This window comes from Nostoc sp. KVJ3 (assembly GCF_026127265.1).
Taxonomy (GTDB): Bacteria; Cyanobacteriota; Cyanobacteriia; order Cyanobacteriales; family Nostocaceae; genus Nostoc.
In genome coordinates this window covers 427,226-446,358 of sequence record NZ_WWFG01000002.1, presented here as the reverse complement: position 1 = coordinate 446,358, position 19,133 = coordinate 427,226, and the positions used below count along the sequence as shown (strand labels likewise).

Sequence of the window (19,133 nt, the reverse complement as noted above, 5' to 3'; positions counted from 1 at the left end):
GCATAGATTTTGCATATTTGCTTGGCTACTTGTTGTTTTAGACTCGTTAATTTTAAAGTTTGATTTTTGAATTCCCTATGACTCTACCCAACTGGATTACCTTCTCTCGCCTATTGGGGATACCATTTCTGCTTTACGGTTTATATAATCCCACACCTGAAGCTCAGTGGATATGTTTGGCGATTTTTCTTATTGCTGCATTGACTGATTGGTTAGACGGCTATTTAGCGCGGAAACTCAACCAAATTAGTGAATTGGGTAAGTTTCTCGATCCCTTAGTGGATAAACTTCTGGTACTTGCGCCATTGCTAGTTTTTATTGAACTAGGAAAAATCCCAGCTTGGGGAGTGTTTTTGATTTTAGCGCGAGAATTAGCGATCGCTGGTTGGCGAGTAAATCAAACGACCATTACCGGAGCAAATATTTGGGGTAAACTCAAAACTGTTAGTCAAATAATAGCGATCGCACTTTTGATTGCGCCTCTGGCTGAAGTGTGGCAAACTCCCTCTCTGATTGCCTTTTGGGTTTCTGTCGCCCTGACTTTAATCTCTGGAGGTATTTATCTTTTGCCGCAAAAAGCTAGCACTGCTGAGGAATGAAACCACAATATAGTATTGTAATTCAGTGGTCGATGGAAGATAAAAAGTATATTGTCAGCCTACCTGAGTTTGGCCCTTATGCACACACTCATGGAAATACCTACACGGATGCTCTTAATAATGGTGAGGAAGTGCTGGAACTTTTGATTGAGGATTACCAAGCACAAGGAAAACCACTACCAGAGCCTTTGACTGCAAACGTTTCCTTTCAGTTTGTGCGATCCTCACCCTAATTATAGGAACACTCGGTAATTTAAAAAATGATTTCAATAAAATTTGATCGGAGTTCTGAGGTATAGTCTTTATTCTTAACCCCTTGTACAGACGCGATGAATCGCGTCTTTCCTCACCCCTAACTTTTTTCATGCCATCCAAAATCTTACCACCGCCCCTAAAACCTGGAGACTTACTACGAGTCATTGCCCCTAGTGGTGCTTTGCGAGAATTTGAGGTATTTGAACAGAGTCTAGAAATTTGGCGATCGCGTGGTTATCGATTAGAAATCAGTCCACAGATAGATGACAAATGGGGTTATCTAGCTGGAACAGATGAAATCCGCCGTCAGCAATTAGCAGCAGCATGGCAAGATCCTAATTGTCGTGGTATTCTTTGTGCCAGAGGCGGTTTTGGTAGCACCCGCATTTTAGAAGATTGGAATTGGCAACAAAACTCAGCCCTTCCCAAGTGGCTTATAGGCTTTTCTGATATCACAGCTTTATTGTGGAGTCTTTATATAGCAGGAATTTCCGGCGTTCATGCTCCCGTGCTAGTGACTTTAGCACATGAGCCAGATTGGTCAATTGAGCGATTATTCGATTCGGTAGAAGGTCGTCCTCTCGCGCCTCTCAAAGGTTGCGGTTGGGGTGGCGGCGTAGTAACTGGTACTTTATTACCAGGTAATCTCACGGTGGCTACTAACCTTTTAGCTACACCAATATTGCCACATTTAGATGGTGTAATTCTGGCGTTGGAGGATGTCACGGAAGCACCCTATCGCATCGATAGAATGCTGACACAATGGCGTTTGAGTGGTGCTTTGTCTCAAGTCTGCGGTATTGCTTTAGGCGGTTTTACTCGCTGTGAAGCGCCGCCAAATGTGCCTAGCTTTAGTGTAGAAGAAGTATTGCGCGATCGCTTAGGTGATTTGGGTATTCCGATTGTCTCTGATTTACCTTTTGGCCATGATAGTCCCAATGCAGCTTTACCAGTGGGTGTAGAGGTAACTTTAGATGGGGATGCGGGAATATTAGCGATCGGGCATCCCCATTAAGTTAAAATTAGATTTACTTTTGATTAAACATTCATAATCCACTCACAGAATAATGTTTTAAATGCTCTGGTAAATTCCAATTAATTTTGGGATCTGGCTGATGTTTTACTGGTTCAACATTTCCACGCCAAGCAGCCCCCATAATTTGCATAGTTTGGTAAATGATTGTATTCCAACCCTTTTGCTTTAAGTAATCTAAACCTTGTGCTACATCAGGGGAAGTTAAATCATGAAACAAAATTAAAGCATCGTCCTCTGCCAATGGTTCACAAACAATCGTATCATTGAGTGGCGCTGGTGATTCATGATCGCCATCAATGAAAATTAATGACCACTTGCATTGTAATTGTTTAGCTAACTCTTCTACCTTTTGTGGACTATAACCAGCTACTAAATTAACTGAGTCGAGAACATTAGCCAGTCGTAAAGAATGACTTATACTTTCATAAACATCTTCTCTGGCTAAAAAAGGATCAATTACATCTAATTCCACGCCGCCTAATGCCAGATGACAAGCAGACCAACCCCGCAAACAACCGATTTCTAAAGCTTTTTTCCCGGCAAATTTGAGGGCTGTATTATATAAAATATGTGCTTCATCTCGATTGAGAAACCCTATAAAAGGCTCATCTCTATCCACATACCATTTATGGGGAATATCTCGACGCAAATAAGACCAATAACAGTTATTAATGTCTCCAATAATCATATTGGGGAAAGATGAATCAGGATAAACTATTTCAAATTCAGGTGAAATATAGTCCCAACTAGACAAAGAGATATTTGAAACAACTTCATTAGTTTTTGCCATTATTTATTTCTCTCCAAAGATTATTGATTATGTACTATTTTTGCTAACTTTACCAATTAAATTACGTATTTTAGTATTAACAATAACATTACTATAGGAATCCAGTTTGATTTGAAGAAAATATACGTAGGATGTGTTAGCGACAGCGTAACGCATCAAACCCGTGATAATAGTGCGTTATGAACTCCGTTATAACACACTCTACAATACCTAATTTAGTTCAAAAATCAAATAGTAATCCTATATGGTTCAATAGTTAATACTGAGATCAACTCGAATATCCAACCAAAGGTAATCGCCTCTAGTGTGGCTCTGAAACAATTAGAGACATTACTCCCTAGACTACTAGAGAAGGCAAAGCAACACTAGCCTCTTTGAAACGTAGGGAGGTTGGAAAGAGGTTTTTGTGGAATCGCTAAATTGGTATTGTAGGTTTGGGTGAAAATAAATGCGATGCCATTATATATAAAATCCAAAATAGCTTATAATACCCAAGTCATCCTCCTTATGAGAAACTTTTGAGTTATTAATTATATGCCAAAACAATATGTACCTAACGCCTTTTTAAAAGTTGAAGATTCACAGTTATATGCCATTTTTGCTTGGAGTCAGCGAACAGCAGAAATTATTCAATCAAAATCATGGTTGACAATACTGGAAATATTTATTCACGAACATTCATTAGAAAATGCTTACAAAATATTTCAAAAAATTAAATTAGAACCTATAGCAGAGAAAGTAATTCAGGAGATAAAAAAATACGAGCAGCTTCTTCAAAACGCCTTAGTTTTTTTAGCAGATGGCAGCCTCACAATTTTTGGTAAAGGCTTTCGGAGTTTTATCGAAAAGGAAATGCAATATGAACTTGGTTCATTAAGTAGAGAAACTTACCAAGTGTTGCCACAATTATTTTCCCAATATCAGTTAAAAGATGACCTAGAATCTATTGAAAATATAGAAGACTTTCGGAAATTAGTAGAACATCTAGAAAATCTTGGTTTACTATCCCCGGCTACAGGTTCGATAGATTGGGGTGATTTGAAAAAAACAGTTCCCATTTGCCAAGCATTTGGATTGACAAGAGGAACACCCGTCGATAGATATTATCTCAGCAAATTTCTTAAAGAAATTCAACCCCAAATCGGTGGCAATATCTTAGAAATAGGAGGAACACCAAAAGATAAAGATTTTTATCAAATTAATCAAGGCGCATCATATCAGATTCTCAACTTAGAACCAGGCCCAGGAGTAGATATAGTTGGGGATGCTCACGATGTATCCGTTATCAAACCAGAATCTTTTGATTCAGTAATAATTTTTAACGTTTTAGAACATTGTTATGCCCCCTGGATAGTGGTAGAAAACATCTATACTTGGCTAAAACCTGGTGGAAAATGTTTTGCAATGGTACCAAGTGCCATTAGAATTCATGCGACTCCTGTTGATTATTGGCGGCCTTTACCTGATGCTTTCGTCTGGATGTATAAAAATTTCTCGCAACATAAGTTGTATGTCTATGGCAACCCCACCACTGTAATAGCTAGTTATCATGGAATCGCTGTAGAAGAATTGACATCTGAAGAACTAGACGCTTATCATCCAGATTATCCCGTCGCAACTTGTATTGTGGCTGAAAAGTAAATCTAAATGTGTGAGGAAAAATTAAATAATTTATGAAAATTGCTCTTGTTGCTTGGGGTTATATCCCTGAACCTCCCCTATCACATTCTGTCTTAACTGTGATAAACGAGTCCAAAAATTTTTTAGAGAAAATTGGGCATCAAGTCGATATCTTAAATGAGAAAGATGTTAACGAAGTCATAGAATATATTAATAATAATAATTATGACTTTGTGCATTTACATGCCTACAGTTTTGTGAGCGAATTTAATCGAAGGCTCAAACAAAAGTATTGTTTCACCTGCCATGATGGTTATCTGTTTAAAACAGATAAATGGAACGAAGAATTTCGAGAAGCATACCAACATTATTTTAATGCACCTGGGATAATTGCCCTGTCTCATTTAACCAAAGATTTTTTCTTGAAATCAGGATATTCTGGATATATATCAGTGCAAGTCAACGGTATTGACACTCAGAAAGTAAATTTTCAAGCTCAAGGAAATAATAAAGCTATTTGTTTAGGTTGGATTCAACCAAGAAAACAGCAGAAATTACTGGCGAAAATAGTAGATAGTAAAATTGCAATAGATTTTGTTGGGCCTTTAGATGATCCTGATTTTATTGAAGGAACAACAACAAAACATTTAGGTGTATGGAGTTTAGAGCAAGTTTATTCTCGTCTTACAAATTATAGCTGTTTAGTTTTAATTAGTGAAGGGGAAGTTGCACCACTCGTAGTATTAGAAGCAATGGCAGCAGGTTTATGTATTGTTGTTTCTGAATCTGCTAGTGCCAATTTACATCACAAAGAATTCATTAGAATTTTGCCAGATAATATATTAAGTGACACCACACCAGAAGCTAAACAAATTGTTACTGATACAATTAGTGAGATGATTGAGAAAAACCAATATTATCGTCAAAATATTCTAGAATACGTCAGAGAAAACTTTGATCTTAGTCTTATAGTTTATAATTATAATGATATCATGCATGAATTCATAAAATTACACAGTTAAGAAACTTAAGAATTAAGTTTAGTATTCTCCTCCTAACTAATCTAAAAATCATCTTTGATTATTTAGATTTTTGTATGAATAATCCGATGATAATTTAACAATGGAAACTGTAGTTTTTGATTTTAATTACGAAGTATCAATTATCCTCTGTACTTACAATAGAGCAAAATATTTAAACAACTGTATTGATAGTGTTATCTCTCAAAGTTTTAAAAATTGGGAACTGATTATAGTTGATGATGGGAGTCAAGATAATACTTTTGAAGTTGTTAATCCTTATATTCAAGAATTTCAAAATATCCGGTATTTGAAACATCAAAATAGAAAGCTATGGTATGCTAAAAATTCTGGTATTCAGGCATCTTTTGGTAAGTATATAACATTCTTGGATAGTGATGATGCGTACAAAGTAAATCACCTGGATGCGCGAATCGAATATATGAAAGCTAATCCAGAAATTGATTTAATTGAAGGTGGATTCGCAACAGAAGAAGAGGTTTTGGTTGCAGATTATTTTCAACCAGGTAAAACAATTAATCTCCGAGAATGTGTTTTAGGCCCGACATTTTTTGGTAAGAGACAGGTATTTTTTGATGTGAAGGGATTTAACAATATTGCTTATGGAGAAGATACAGATTTTTGGTATCGGGCAGAAAAAATATTCAGAACTAAAAAGATCAGCGAACCGGAAACTTATATTTATACAAGAGCAGAAAATAGTATTACCAAAAGTGTTTTAGAGAATATTTCTTAATTTGATTAACTAACTGGTATGAAGAATATCCTTTTTCTATCCCAAATAAGCCATTATTCTCGCCGGGTTATTGCTTCTGTTTGGAAAATGTTACTTCTAGGGATTGTCCTAAGTTCGTGTTTAATATTTTTATCTGGTTGTCAGGGAATAGTACAGAAAGGCGACGGAGTAATTCATTTAACTTTATGGCAAGCAATCAATCCCCCTACTAATCGGGATGTGTTTGAAAAACTGGTAGACAAATTTAATCAGACTCATCCTGATATCCAGGTAGAATCTGTCTTTTTGGCTCAACCCCAATTGCCAAAAATATTAACAGCAGTTGTGGGTAATGCGTCTCCAGATATCCTGGCCTTCTACCCGCAAATTACAGGTCAGTTGGCAGATTTAAGAGCAATTATACCTTTAGAAGATTGGCTAGAAAAATTGCCATTAAAGTCAGAAATTAGACCTAACCTTCTTGAAGAATTGCAATTAGATGGTCATCTTTGGTCAGCCCCGTTATATACAAGTAATATAGGCATTTTTTACAGACCTAAGCTTTTTGAAGCTGCGGGAATTACGCAAATGCCCAAAACTTGGGAAGAATTGAGGCAAGTTGCCAAAAAGTTAACCATAGACCGCAATGGCGACAATCGACCAGAACAGTATGGAATTATACTGCCTTTAGGGAAGAGTGAATGGACTGTTTTTAGCTGGTTCCCTTTTTTATTGAGCGCTGGGGGAGAAGTACTGACAAATAACCGACCGAATTTAACAAATCCTGGAGCGCTGAAAGCCTTACAATTCTGGCAAGAGCTATTAAAAGATGGTTCAGCAATGCTTTCTTCTCCAGAACGAGGTTATGAAGAGGATGCTTTTATAGCGGGTCGCGTTGCTATGCAAATTACAGGCCCTTGGACTTATATCACTAAATCTAAAGTTGATTACGACGCATTTCCCATACCTGCAAGTATTACTCAAGCGACGGTAACAGGTGGTGGAAATCTCTATGTGATGAAGACTACAGCAGCAAGAGAAGAAGCCGCACTCAAGTTTTTAGAATATGTTTTGAGTGAAGAATTCCAAAAAGAATGGAGTATCGGAACTGGTTTTTTACCAATTAATCTTAAAGCTGCTGAAAGTGAAGCTTATCAGGAATTTATGAAGCAAAAACCTTGGTTAAAAGTGTTTATGGAACAAGTTCCCCTAGCTGGCGCTCGACCGATTATTTCTGGATATAGCCGTCTTTCTGACAGTCTTGGTCGAGCTATTGAGGCTACATTACTGGGTGAGTCTCCCGAAAAAGCTCTCAAGACAGCACAAGAGCGTTTAGAAAGCATTTGGGAATAAAAATTTTGTCAGAGAAGCGTCGATTTGTTAACTGTAGAGATTTTGGATACGTTGTTACCCGAACGAGTTCACCGCAATAACCCCAGGGTTGTGAAAAATCCTTGTAGAGACGTAAAATTTTACGTCTCTACATTCAAGTTCATACCTCGATTCAGCAACGCCATTAATTCTTACTCATTGGTGATTTTCTCGCTATAATTGCTGGCCCAAACAAACAGCTTGACACGATATTGCTCAGAATTACCGGAGTACCAGTGACCCGTCAGGTCCACTTGTGCTAGGGTTGAAATGCCAATCTTATTGAGCTTGTCCTCGACCTCCGAGCCAAGGCTTATGGCGACGGTGTCATAATCATCGGCGGTACGGGTCTTTGCATCCTTGTGCTGCGCGTGTTCACCATAGGATTTGACAACTGGCACGTGTGAGCGAATCCATGCTGCCCAGAGGTGACGCTCAACGATTTTTGCAATTTCTTCGGCTGGTTTTAACTTGGCGATGTCTGGGCCAATAGGCTTCAATTCGTCCATCAGACTTTTGTACTTGGCTTCCTCCGCCTTTGGTTCCCACTTTTCCCACTCATCAGCAGTCATCGTTTCGGCTTTCGTCGCACGGGCAATAAATGCCCCTTCAATGCCCTGAGTGTGCTTCTCGATTTCCTCAAGGTTTTGGGTCAGATAAGAGAGAGGGTCGGCGGCACTCACCCCACCGCCCTGCACCGCAGGAGTTTGTCGATCGTTAGCCTTGTCGTTGCCCCTTATAGTTGTAGCTACGTTGGCAGCTCCCGAAGCAGCAGCATTAAGTGGGTTTTCGAGCGATTCTTTCAAAGCCCAATTCTTGATTTGCTCCTCGTTTTTGCCGAGCGCTTTGCCGAGACCGCCCATTGCCGGCTCGAACAAACCGGCAATCAAAACGGTAGCAAGCAAGGCGATGACTTGCGACCATACGGCATCCATCTGCATCTGTGCAGTCTGGGTTGCCTGGAAGTTTGTTGTAGCTTTCTGAAACGATCCTGAAATGCGGTAGATAGATTGGCGGTAATTCGACAACAACTCGCCGAATTGCCCCCGCAATCTCGAATCAAGTGTGGTGGCTTGCTGTTTAGCAACCAGCATTTTCTGTTGTTTCTCAATGTCAGTAAGTCGATTATCTACGCTTTTTGGCTTGGGATCGCGCTGCACTACCAGTAGTTTGCTGAATGCCGTGGATACCTGACCTGACTCGCGTTGGAGCGTCAGCCGATTCACATTAGGAGGTAATGAAGGAGCTATACTCACTACTGGTATATTACGAGCAGCAGATTTCTCCTGGAACTGATTTTTGAGCTTTGTTTTCTGGATTCTGTTGTGGCCAGCACTGTCTTGCTGTACTACATGGGTCAACTCATGTGCAGTCAACGCATCATTAGCCGGAGATTTCCCCGCGCCAAAGTAAACATCCTGCTGGTGGGTAAATGCCTGAGCATTCAAATCTCGGTTCATCTGCACCGCTTCACCGTCGGTATGCACCCGCACCTGACTAAAATCAGCCCCAAAGCGGGGTTCCATGAACGATCGCACTTCATCCGCCAATGGACTTCCACCACCCTTGCTGCTATTCAATCGACTCTCGATCGAACTATCTGCTTGTAAACCGCCATCGGTGGAACGCTGCAAAGCTGGTTTAGTCTGTACATCTTCTTCGTCTGGCATTTCTTCTCTTTGAATAGAGGCGATCGCCTTAGCTTGCACCTCTTCCTCTTCCGATATTTCTTCTCGCTGTACTAGAGGCGTAATGGATGCTGCTAAAGGTTTGGTTTGTACCTCATCATCTTCTTCTAGCATCGCTTCTCGTTGAATAGGCTGCACGGCTGCATTTGGCATACTCATTACTTGAGCGGCTGTGCGATCGGCCTCCTGCTCATACTTATCCCCTGGTTCTCCCACCGTTAGTTTTGCTTGGGGACGACGCAACGATATACGACTAATGTCATGACCAAAAGACTGTTGCTGAATGGTTTCTGATAACAATGATTGCTCGTCAGCAGTCTGCACTTCTTGAAGGTTGATTGATTCCTCAGTTACTGTTTGGATGACATTATTCGTTGTTAAACCAAAGCCCCGTGTTGGGTTCGCCAGTGTCGGAGTTGTTGGTGAGACAAGGGATGGATTTGAAAAAGTTGATGTACCTGCTTTCTTGTGCCCAAACGTGCGATCGCTCATCTTACCCTTGCTCCATCGATGGCTAAAGCCCTGATTCTTCCTGCCAAGCAAATTTTACAATTTATCAAAATGCGATCGCTATCGACTTTTGTCTAAATTTACGGTCAACTGGACTCAGCACTTCACTTATGGCCCAGAGAACACAGCTTGTTCGACATCATCCCGACTGAGAGAATATTTAAACGAACGTTGAATATCTTGTCCATTTTCCCCAGATTGGACATATCGCACTACGATTTGTTCAACGTCGAGCCATAGTTCAGCTTGCCAACTAGGCCGTTGCACATGCCAGCAATGCTTCTGGGTTTCGTCTTGTTTACAGCCTTGGTCTTTTAGCCACTGTTCAATTTGTGGCAGGGGATGATTATATAGAGGGGTATCAGAGGGAAGAAGAGCCATAGGAATTTTAGATTTTAGATTAGGGTAGGGAATTTTTTAATTTTTAATTACCACTATGGTAATTAGTTGCGATACATGGTTAATTTGCTGTTGTACAGATGGAGTTGACTGTAACACGTGGGTTGGGAAAGCAGCATCACCACGAGTTAAACCAATGGCAACTGCTAATAACAAACAACCTACAAATGTTAACACCAGCATAAATAAAGCAAAAATTTCGCCAGATGATAAGGGGCGATCGCTCGCATCAAGGTAGGCTGACTTTGACCAGTCATGAGAACGCGAGACTGGATGATTCAAGTCAGGGGGTGGTTGAATCACTCCAAATCGGGAATAGCCAATTTTTAAATCGTAGCCGAAGCGCCGTTCTGGATGACTAAGGGTCGCGTAGGCTTCGTTGATTTGCTGAAATTTGGGAATTGCGATCGCAGTAGGCAAATCTGTAGTATCAGGATGATAGCGTTTGCTCAGTTCTCGATAAGCGCGACGAATATCAATTACTGATGCCGAGGGATGCAGTCCTAGCAGGGAGTAATAAGTTGGTTTACTGCTTTGTGGCATTGCCCCGTTTTGATTCACGGCTGTTTGAGTCACTTTGCTCAAAGATATTTTTTATATTTTAAATCCTTTGTCAATTGGAATTTGGCTAACAGCGATTCTCTATGAGTCGATTTCGGATTTCTACTTAAGCAGCGCGAGATATTGAGGATACATGGAAATATAGGACTAATATTTGATTTTTGAAATCCGCGCAACAAATCTTCCCAGTTGTGGTTTACCCAATTCCTTAACGGACAATTTTTCCGTTTCGGCACAGTGAACCCTTTCACGGTATTTTGTCTCCCCGCAAGGCATCTACTTTTTTAAAAAAATGTGAACCTGAATCTGGAACCCTACAAAGTTATTTTGTAGTTATTTACATTCCTCGATGAAAATCCACATCAACCTGTCTTTATAGATTAAGGCATAACTCTTGTACTTTTATTTCCACCTACTCTAGGATCATGTTAAAAAACTTAAAATTGAGACAAAAATTTACAATTTTGCTACTTGTAATTCTTGTAGTAGGTATGAGTTCAAGTGGATTAGCTCTTTCTGCATTGCTGAGGCAGAATGCGACAAATGACATAGCCTCAAGAGCTTTAACACTCATTGACACAATGACTTCTATACGTGAGTACACACTTACCCAAATCTATCCAGAACTCTCTTTGAAACTAGAAGAGAAGTTTCTGCCCCAAGTTGTATCCGCATACTCAGCACGAGAAGTTTTTGAAATTCTACGAAAAAAACCAGAATATCAGGATTTCTTTTATAAAGAAGCAGCAATAAATCCTACAAATCTTCGGGATAAAGCTGATAGTTTTGAAGCAAACATTTTAGAGCGTTTTAGAAAAGAAAAAGATTTAAAAGAGGTGAATGGATTTCGCTCACTTCCGATTGGCGACATATTTTATATTTGCCGTCCGTTATCAATTAAGCAACAAGCTTGTCTTCAGTGTCATAGTACTCCTGAGACTGCTCCAAAAACTATGATTGACCTTTTTGGAGCAGTCAATGGATTTGGTTGGCACTTAAATGAAATTGTAGCAGCTCAATTTGTGTCTATACCAGCAAGTAAAGTCATCGAAAAAGCTCATCAATCCTCTTTATTAATAGTAGGACTTGTCTCTGCTGTTTTTATAGTAGTAATCCTTTTGGTTAATATCTTTTTGAATCGACAAGTTATTCTTCCTCTTAAGCGGATAACTCGTATTGCCGAAGAAGTGAGTACAGGACATTTAGAAGTTGACTTTGAGCAGGTTTCTAATGATGAAATTGGGAATCTTGTCAAAGCTTTTAGACGAATGAAATTAAGTTTAGAAATGGCAATGAAAAGAATTAGGTCTCATACCAATTCTTGATTAAGCATATCCCTAACCCAATAAATCAGCGCGGGGTTTAAAGGTTTCAACTTGCCGTAACTTTTCGTAAAGTTCCCGTTCTTCCTGACTAATATTTTTTGGGGTAACTATTTGAATTTCTACCAATTCATCGCCACGTTTCCCATCATCGCTGGGGTAGCCTTTATTCCCTAGTCGGAATTTTTGACCAGACCTAACTCCTGGGGGGATGGTCATTTTCACTGGCCCGTCTAAAGTTGGTGCTTCTACCTGTCCTCCTAAAACTGCTTCGCTGGGAGTAACTGGTACTTGGCAGAGGATATTTAAACCTTCTATCTTAAATAATGGATGAGGTTCAACGGTAATTTTTAAGTATAAGTCGCCACCGCCAACGCCTTGGTTCCGCAAACGGATGGTTTGACCTGTTACCATTCCTGGTGGCATATTAACTTCTAGCGATCGCCCATCTTCTAAACGAATGCGTTCGTTACCACCTTGATAAGCTTTTTCTAGCGGTAGCGTCAATCTGGCTTCTATATCTCGACGGGTAGTGCGAGGTGGAGTATTAACGGTATAGGCAACTTTTGTTCTGGGTGAACGAAAGGGATCGGTAGTATTGCTATTACTGGAGTTAGTTGTCCCACTCTTATTTTTGACACCGATAACTTGATTAATAAAACTTTCAAAGTCAGAGAATTGACTTGGATCTAGGTCTTGATTGCTGTTGCGATCGCTAGCGCTACTCTGCCAAGTTTTAGCCTTTGGTGTTTGTTTGTTGCCAGCAAAGTCTTTTTGCTTCCAGTAGCGGCTAAACTGGTCGTATTGCGATCGCTTGGCTGAGTCGGAAAGAACTTCATAAGCCTCGCCGATATCCTTAAATTTTTCCTCAGATTCTTTGTTACCCGGATTAAGATCGGGGTGATATTGTCTTGCTAACCGCCGATAAACTTTTTTAATTTCCTCCCCAGAAGCGTCTTTAGATACTCCCAAAATCTCGTAATAATCGCGGAAATTCGGCAAATTTTGCATAGTTAGTTATTTAAATTTTAGATTTTAGATTACTTAGTATTTATGAGTTAGGAGTTGAAAGATTTAATTTTTAACTCCTAACTCCTAACTCCTAACTTTGATTAAAAGTACTACAACCAATCATTGTCATCTTCATCATCCCAGTTATCTTGGTAGCTGGGACGGGCTTTGCGTGGAGGACGGCTTTCATAAGAGGAAGAGCGACTGTCTCGGCTATTGTCTCGACCATAGTCTCTGCCATAATCTTTATTACCGTAATCTCTGCCATAGTCTTTACTGTATGAATCGCGTTCCCGATATGTATCTCTGTCTTTGGGAAAGTCACGGTCTTTATCCTTATCACCGCCAGTAAAGATGTCACGGATAGTACCTAACAAATCGTCATCTTCATCTTCAGCATAAGTCTCGCGGACTTCCCGATTTAGCTCATAGAGAGCATCTTGCAAATCGGCGTAGGCTTGATCGATGCCGCGATCGCTATTTTCCTTCAGACTCTCTTTTAAGTCTCGGCAAATATTATCAATTCTTTGGCGGCGGCTGCGGGCAAACTGCATACCAAATTCCAGTGCTACTTCTCTAAGTTGCCTTTCTGCTTGGATAATCAACGCCTCAGAACGAGTCCGCTTTTCTACCCGTTCTTTCCGTTCGCGATCGACATCGGCATATTTCTGGGCATCCTGAATCATTCGATTCACTTCCGACTCGTTCAAGGTGGAAGCGCCTTGAATGGTAATACTCTGCTCTCGCCCAGTGGTTCGATCTAAGGCTGTTACCTGTAAAATACCGTTAGCATCGATATCAAATGACACCTGAACTTGAGGAATTCCTCTTGGTGCTGGCGGGATACCATACAGCTTGAAACGTCCTAAAGACTTGTTGTTTGCTGCCATTTCCCGTTCGCCCTGGACTACGTGAACTTCCACAGTATTTTGGTTATTTTCAGACGTGGAAAAAATGTCAGAACGACGGACTGGGATGGTGGTGTTGCGGGGAATGAGTTTTTTCATCACGCCGCCGATGGTTTCCAATCCCAAAGAAAGGGGTGTGACATCCAAAAGCAGCACATCTTTGAGTTCCCCGGCGAGAATGCCGGCTTGAATGGCTGCACCCACTCCCACCACTTCATCAGGGTTAACGTTTTCGTTTGGTTCAGTGCCAATTAAGTCCCGTACTAGCTGCTTCACCATTGGCATCCGTGTAGAACCGCCAACTAATACCACTTCTTCAATATCTCTAGGTGAAAGTCCGGCATCTTTGAGGGCGCGTTTCACTGGTGTCCGCAATCGCCCCACCAAATCACCACACAAACCTTCAAACTGGGAACGAGTTAAACGAGTTTCCAGATGTTTGGGGCCATCTTCAGTGGCAGTGATGAAGGGTAAGTTAATATCAGTGACGCTGACAGCAGAAAGTTCTATTTTGGCTTTTTCCGCAGCTTCCATTAGACGTTGCAAAGCTTGGCGATCGCGTCTTAAGTCTACCTCGTCTGTTTCCAGAAATTGCTCTGCTAACCAATCTACTATTTTTTTGTCAAAGTCATTACCACCTAGTTGCGTATCTCCACTGGTAGCCTTGACTTCAAATATCCCATCACCCACATCTAAAATCGACACGTCAAAAGTACCGCCACCCAAGTCAAATACTAAGATAGTTTCCGTGTCACCCCGATCTAATCCATAAGCCAAAGATGCCGCAGTCGGTTCATTGAGAATTCGCAGCACCTCTAAACCAGCAATTCTGCCAGCATCGCGGGTTGCTTGCCGTTGAGAATCGTTAAAATAAGCGGGGACTGTAATTACTGCCCCTGTCACTGGTTCACCCAAATAGCGACTAGCATCGTCTGCCAATTTCTTTAGCACCATTGCTGAAATTTCTTCGGGGGCGAAATCCTTATTGAGACGAGGACAGGCGACTTTAATATTACCTACTTCGTCTTTGCGGATGGTGTAGGGTACACGCTTGGAATCTGGACTAAGTTCGGCATATTTGCGCCCAATAAAGCGTTTCACTGCAAAAAATGTATTTTGGGGATTGAGAACGGTTTGCCGCCGTGCCATTTGCCCAACTACCCTTTCACCTTCCTTGCTAAAGCCAACTACGGAGGGTGTTGTTCGCATTCCTTCTGCATTGGCAATCACCACCGGCTTGCCACCCTCCATAACGGCGACTACTGAGTTGGTTGTACCCAAGTCGATGCCGACTACCTTGCCCATGCGTTACTCTTCTCCTAAAGTGTCTTATATATTTATTATGATTGGGCGAAACTACCTCTAGCTTTGTGCTGTGGGATGAAAACACCTCAATGGTATAATAGTCATCATTAAGGCAGTGAGCTAAGAAGTACTAGCTAAAGGAGATAGTTGCAAGACTAGGATAGCATTGACGATGATTGCTGTGTCTAAGCAGCCTTAATTCTTGTTATCCGGTTACTTCTATGCACTGGATTTGGAAGTTGCTAAATGCACTTTAATAAGAAATTTCTGCTTGGAGTGCCTGAAAAAGAGGCAAGGGAGCAGGGCGCAGGGGGACAAGGGGAAATTATTGAACAAGTCTCTCCCCTCTTCCTTGTCTCTTCTTACCCCTGCCTCTTCGTTGAAAACCTTAATATTACTGCTATTTTAAAGATTTGAATTTAACAGAGCGATTACAAACTTCCCTGAGTGCGATCGCGCGAGAACGCGATCCTTACATGGCAACGGCTGGACATTTTTTCGTCCAAGAATATATCCGCCAAGAATTTTCTCAATGTGGGAGTGTGGAAATCCACACCTTTGATGTCAGGGGCAAAGCTTGTAAGAACTTGATATTAAATTTACCTTCCCAAGCTAAAGGGCAAAAAAAAGATTTGCCACCGATTTTAATTGGCGCTCATTATGATGGTGTTCCAGGAACACCTGCGGCTGATGATAATGCTACAGGTGTGGCGGTGTTGCTGGAATTAGCGAGAAAGTTTGCTGCCCAAGCTGTCAGATATCCCTTAAGGCTAGTTGCTTTCGATATGGAAGAATACGGCTTACTGGGTAGTGCTGATTATGCCGCCCTATTGCATCAGCAAAAGCAACGGCTACGTTTAATGATCTCCCTGGAAATGCTGGGCTATAAGGATTCTACGCCTGGTTCGCAAAATTATCCCCCACCTCTAGAACGCTTCTATCCAGATAGAGGGGATTTTATTGCTTTAATTGGCAATTTGCGGACATTGCCTGATTTAATTGGGATGAGTCGTAATATTCGCAAAGCTGGTGTAGCTAGTCAATGGCTACCTGTGCCAAATCGAGGTTTAATAGTTCCCCAAACCAGACTTAGCGATCATGCGCCTTTCTGGGATTTGGGTTATCCGGCAATGATGGTGACAGATACGGCATTCTTGCGAAATCCTCATTATCATAAACCTAGTGATGCGATCGCTACTTTAGATTTAGATTTTCTGAGCGGTGTCTGTGAAGGGTTGGAAATTGCCATTCGGCGGTTGTGAAAAGTTAAGATAAATTAATGGAGATGTTTATTATTCAACCTGTCGTTTCTTCCAGTAATCTGGTCTGCGCTTTCCATGAGCTATTGCAACAACCCAAATAAACACTCCAAATTCTGCATAGAAGATGAGATAGGGAAAACGCTGAACGACGTAGCGACGCAACTCAAGAATTTTGTACGGCGCTCCTATGTTTGGGTTTTGCTGAATTTTGCCAATAGCATGCTCCACTTCAGATAAGAAATCTAGCCCCAAGCCAGCCTTTTGCTCTTCATAGTAGGCGACTGAATTATCTAACTCTGCTCTAGCTTCATGATGAATGACGATCTGCTTCACGAGTACTTTTCTCGCAGTTCGGTGAATACTTTGTCTGACAATTCACCATCAGCTGTTCCACTACCAATTTCTTCCATCCTTGTTGTTAACTCAACATTCCAAGCAAATTCTGCGTTATCGTCAACATCTTGATCTAAAGAGTGGATCAAGAAGTAAGCAAGCTCTGCACGCTCTTGCATAGATAGCTGAGAGAGTTCAAGTCTAAGTTTCTCTACTGTCTCGGTCATAGTCTACAATCTTCTTGCGATTTAATAGAGTTGGTCTTGAATGTGGCAGATTCAGGGCAGCTGTTTGGCATAAGTAGAAGCGCCACATAATCTTCAATATAAAGGTTTATCAAGAAAGGCAGAGGGCAGGAGGCAGAAGGCAGAAGGGAATACTGCCTCCTCCCTCTGCCTGTGACCGAACCGAACTTGGGTATAAAACCCCACCGTCTATACGGTGCTTACAATTGGTTGGGGTCTGAATCCCCAACGAAAAAGTTCCTTCTGCCCTCTGCCTTCTGCCTTCTTCAAAGTTTAATACGCTTGGGTTAGCGTCTACTTTGCCAACACAGTGGCTTACCCATTCCCAATGCAGTTGTTACCAAATACCACTTTGTGACTATGAGGATTGTACTAATTAATACGAAACAATGAGGCTAATGAATGCCAAGATCAAAAAAGGATGCCCCAAGGATATTAAAAGTACTATGCCAGAATTACACCAATCAATTGCCCAGCATTACCACGAACGGACTAAATACAACCCTCAGACTCTTGCCTCTAAGACTCAAAGGCTAGACTGGACTAAACAGCCAGTGCCTTTTAAAGAGTACAAAATTGGCTCTACTTTTGATCTCAAACCCTATATCCAAGAAAAACCAGAGGGATTTGCTAACAACCCAGATGCTCAATGGTGGCAAAGACTCTCCCGGCTGCTGTTTCGCAGTTATGGATTGACGGCGAGAATGCCTTCTATGGGTAGTGCGGTGTATTTACGTGCTGCTCCCAGTGCTGGCGGATTATATCCTGCTGAGGTGTATGTGGTTTCCCGTGGTACGTCGTTATTGCCACCCGGTTTGTATAACTACCAGTGTCGGACTCATTCGCTGATGCATTATTGGGAAAGTGATGTTTGGCAAACTCTCCAAGAAGCTTGCTTCTGGCATCCTTCTTTAGAAAATACCCAACTAGCAATTATTGTGACTGCGGTATTCTATCGTTCTGCGTGGCGCTATGAAGATCGGGCTTATCGCCGGATTTTTCTAGATACGGGACATCTATTAGGTAATATCGAATTGGCTGGGGCGATTACTGACTTTCGCCCTCATTTAATCGGCGGCTTTGTGGATGAATCGGTAAACAATCTGCTTTATATCGATTCGCAACAAGAAGGGGCGATCGCTGTTTTACCTCTGGCAGACTTGTTAGATGTCAATCAAAATTTACCATTGGGATGTACCGCTTTACCTTCGGCAACTGAAACCAGTTATCCCGAAATCGCCGATGGTGAATTGCTGACATATTTCCATCGACACACCCAGATCCAATCAGGTATCACTGGCAATCTTAATCTACCAGTTATCAAACAAGAAAAATCTTTGGAGGATAAATATAACTTTCCTTTCTGTTTAAAAATTCCCACTACCACTGCACCTATAGACTGGGGACAAAAGTTATCAGAATTGGAAAATACTATGTACAAGCGACGCTCTACCCGCGCTTATAATGGTGATGATTTAACTTTAGATGAGTTGAAAAGTTTACTCGATTTCACTTACCAACCGCAAAATTATATAGACCAAAGTTTAGATATCTCTCCAGACTACTTTGATTTGAATTTAATTGAAACATTTATTGCTGTTTGTGGTGTCAAAGGACTGGAGGCGGGTTGTTATTATTACGCACCCAAAGCCCAAGAATTACGCCAAATTCGGTTTAAAAATTTCCGGCGAGAGTTACATTTTCTCTGTTTAGAACAAGAATTAGGGCGGGATGCAGCCGCAGTGGTGTTTCATACAGCCGATCTGAAAGCTGCGATCGCACAATATGGCGATCGCGTTTACCGTTACTTACACATGGATGCCGGTCATTTGGGACAACGCTTAAATTTAGCCGCAATGCACCTAAATGTAGGTGTCAGTGGTATCGGTGGATTCTTTGATGATCAAGTAAATGAAGTTTTGGGTATTCCTACTGATGAAGCTGCTCTATATATTACTACATTGGGACGACCAAGATAAAAGGTAGATGTGCAGAAGCTTACCCTAGCCTACCGCAAATAAGCTGAAAAACTTACACCACAAGGGTCTTCAGCCCCAAGTCTGGCCAAGCTTGATTTTGTACAGTTTTGCAAAGAATTGGGATGAACTCCCTTATTAAACTTATCTATCAATTATGTTGCAATAACTGCCCATAATTTGATAA

Annotated in this window: 19 protein-coding genes; 11 read left to right on the top strand and 8 right to left on the bottom strand. The window is 41.2% G+C overall.

Annotation, left to right across the window (positions count from 1 at the left end):
* Positions 1-77 precede the first annotated feature (77 nt).
* The 3 genes from pgsA to GTQ43_RS17925 all read left to right on the top strand — a co-directional run bounded on the left by pgsA (position 78) and on the right by GTQ43_RS17925 (position 1,869).
* Positions 78-599, top strand: a complete 522-nt coding sequence (gene pgsA / locus GTQ43_RS17935; RefSeq protein ID WP_265274108.1) for a CDP-diacylglycerol--glycerol-3-phosphate 3-phosphatidyltransferase — start codon at positions 78-80, stop codon at positions 597-599.
* Positions 596-832, top strand: a complete 237-nt coding sequence (locus GTQ43_RS17930) for a type II toxin-antitoxin system HicB family antitoxin (RefSeq protein WP_265274107.1) — start codon at positions 596-598, stop codon at positions 830-832. The genes pgsA and GTQ43_RS17930 overlap by 4 nt, the downstream gene beginning before the upstream one ends.
* Before the next feature lie 131 nt (positions 833-963).
* Positions 964-1,869 carry a S66 peptidase family protein gene (locus GTQ43_RS17925; protein WP_265274106.1) on the top strand — a complete coding sequence of 302 codons (906 nt, stop codon included), beginning with the start codon at positions 964-966 and terminating at the stop codon, positions 1,867-1,869.
* A 31-nt stretch (positions 1,870-1,900) separates the two neighbouring features.
* On the opposite strand, the gene GTQ43_RS17920 is transcribed toward GTQ43_RS17925, so the two are convergent.
* Complete coding sequence (locus tag GTQ43_RS17920; RefSeq protein ID WP_265274104.1) at positions 1,901-2,680, bottom strand: class I SAM-dependent methyltransferase; 780 nt, start codon at positions 2,678-2,680, stop codon at positions 1,901-1,903.
* Between the two features lie 534 nt (positions 2,681-3,214).
* Here GTQ43_RS17920 and GTQ43_RS17915 point away from each other — a divergent pair.
* From GTQ43_RS17915 to GTQ43_RS17900, 4 genes are all read left to right on the top strand, one after another.
* Complete coding sequence (locus GTQ43_RS17915) at positions 3,215-4,321, top strand: class I SAM-dependent methyltransferase (RefSeq protein WP_265274103.1); 1,107 nt, start codon at positions 3,215-3,217, stop codon at positions 4,319-4,321.
* A gap of 32 nt (positions 4,322-4,353) precedes the next feature.
* Positions 4,354-5,322, top strand: coding sequence for a glycosyltransferase (locus tag GTQ43_RS17910; protein ID WP_265274102.1), 969 nt, complete (start codon positions 4,354-4,356; stop codon positions 5,320-5,322).
* A gap of 100 nt (positions 5,323-5,422) precedes the next feature.
* Positions 5,423-6,076, top strand: coding sequence for a glycosyltransferase family 2 protein (locus tag GTQ43_RS17905; RefSeq protein ID WP_265274101.1), 654 nt, complete (start codon positions 5,423-5,425; stop codon positions 6,074-6,076).
* 87 nt (positions 6,077-6,163) lie between these two features.
* Positions 6,164-7,408, top strand: a complete 1,245-nt coding sequence (locus tag GTQ43_RS17900) for an ABC transporter substrate-binding protein (RefSeq protein ID WP_414859121.1) — start codon at positions 6,164-6,166, stop codon at positions 7,406-7,408.
* Positions 7,409-7,578: 170 nt separating this feature from the next.
* On the opposite strand, the gene GTQ43_RS17895 is transcribed toward GTQ43_RS17900, so the two are convergent.
* The 3 genes from GTQ43_RS17895 to GTQ43_RS17885 form a co-directional block, all read right to left on the bottom strand.
* Positions 7,579-9,606 carry a DUF4157 domain-containing protein gene (locus GTQ43_RS17895; protein WP_265274099.1) on the bottom strand — a complete coding sequence of 676 codons (2,028 nt, stop codon included), beginning with the start codon at positions 9,604-9,606 and terminating at the stop codon, positions 7,579-7,581.
* A gap of 126 nt (positions 9,607-9,732) precedes the next feature.
* Positions 9,733-10,005 carry a DUF3143 domain-containing protein gene (locus GTQ43_RS17890; protein WP_265274098.1) on the bottom strand — a complete coding sequence of 91 codons (273 nt, stop codon included), beginning with the start codon at positions 10,003-10,005 and terminating at the stop codon, positions 9,733-9,735.
* A 36-nt stretch (positions 10,006-10,041) separates the two neighbouring features.
* A complete protein-coding gene (locus GTQ43_RS17885) occupies positions 10,042-10,566 on the bottom strand; it encodes a J domain-containing protein (RefSeq protein ID WP_265276486.1) in 525 nt (174 codons plus the stop codon).
* Positions 10,567-11,009: 443 nt separating this feature from the next.
* Here GTQ43_RS17885 and GTQ43_RS17880 point away from each other — a divergent pair, with 443 nt between their 5' ends.
* On the top strand, positions 11,010-11,909 hold the full coding sequence (locus GTQ43_RS17880) for a DUF3365 domain-containing protein (RefSeq protein ID WP_265274097.1): 900 nt from the start codon (positions 11,010-11,012) through the stop codon (positions 11,907-11,909).
* Positions 11,910-11,921: 12 nt separating this feature from the next.
* Here GTQ43_RS17880 and GTQ43_RS17875 read toward each other — a convergent pair whose 3' ends face one another.
* Complete coding sequence (locus GTQ43_RS17875; protein ID WP_265274095.1) at positions 11,922-12,917, bottom strand: DnaJ C-terminal domain-containing protein; 996 nt, start codon at positions 12,915-12,917, stop codon at positions 11,922-11,924.
* Positions 12,918-13,027: 110 nt separating this feature from the next.
* Positions 13,028-15,130 carry a molecular chaperone DnaK gene (dnaK, locus tag GTQ43_RS17870; RefSeq protein ID WP_265274093.1) on the bottom strand — a complete coding sequence of 701 codons (2,103 nt, stop codon included), beginning with the start codon at positions 15,128-15,130 and terminating at the stop codon, positions 13,028-13,030.
* 246 nt (positions 15,131-15,376) lie between these two features.
* On the opposite strand from dnaK, the gene GTQ43_RS17865 reads away from it, so the two are divergent.
* Both GTQ43_RS17865 and GTQ43_RS17860 read left to right on the top strand, forming a co-directional pair.
* On the top strand, positions 15,377-15,547 hold the full coding sequence (locus GTQ43_RS17865; protein ID WP_265274092.1) for a hypothetical protein: 171 nt from the start codon (positions 15,377-15,379) through the stop codon (positions 15,545-15,547).
* On the top strand, positions 15,544-16,392 hold the full coding sequence (locus GTQ43_RS17860; protein ID WP_265274091.1) for a M28 family peptidase: 849 nt from the start codon (positions 15,544-15,546) through the stop codon (positions 16,390-16,392). The genes GTQ43_RS17865 and GTQ43_RS17860 overlap by 4 nt, the downstream gene beginning before the upstream one ends.
* Positions 16,393-16,422: 30 nt before the next feature.
* Here GTQ43_RS17860 and GTQ43_RS17855 read toward each other — a convergent pair whose 3' ends face one another.
* Positions 16,423-16,725, bottom strand: a complete 303-nt coding sequence (locus tag GTQ43_RS17855; protein ID WP_265274090.1) for a type II toxin-antitoxin system RelE/ParE family toxin — start codon at positions 16,723-16,725, stop codon at positions 16,423-16,425.
* Positions 16,722-16,952 carry an addiction module protein gene (locus tag GTQ43_RS17850; protein WP_265274089.1) on the bottom strand — a complete coding sequence of 77 codons (231 nt, stop codon included), beginning with the start codon at positions 16,950-16,952 and terminating at the stop codon, positions 16,722-16,724. The genes GTQ43_RS17855 and GTQ43_RS17850 overlap by 4 nt, the downstream gene beginning before the upstream one ends.
* Before the next feature lie 464 nt (positions 16,953-17,416).
* On the opposite strand from GTQ43_RS17850, the gene GTQ43_RS17845 reads away from it, so the two are divergent.
* On the top strand, positions 17,417-18,949 hold the full coding sequence (locus GTQ43_RS17845; RefSeq protein ID WP_265276485.1) for a SagB/ThcOx family dehydrogenase: 1,533 nt from the start codon (positions 17,417-17,419) through the stop codon (positions 18,947-18,949).
* The last annotated feature ends 184 nt before the right edge of the window (positions 18,950-19,133 follow it).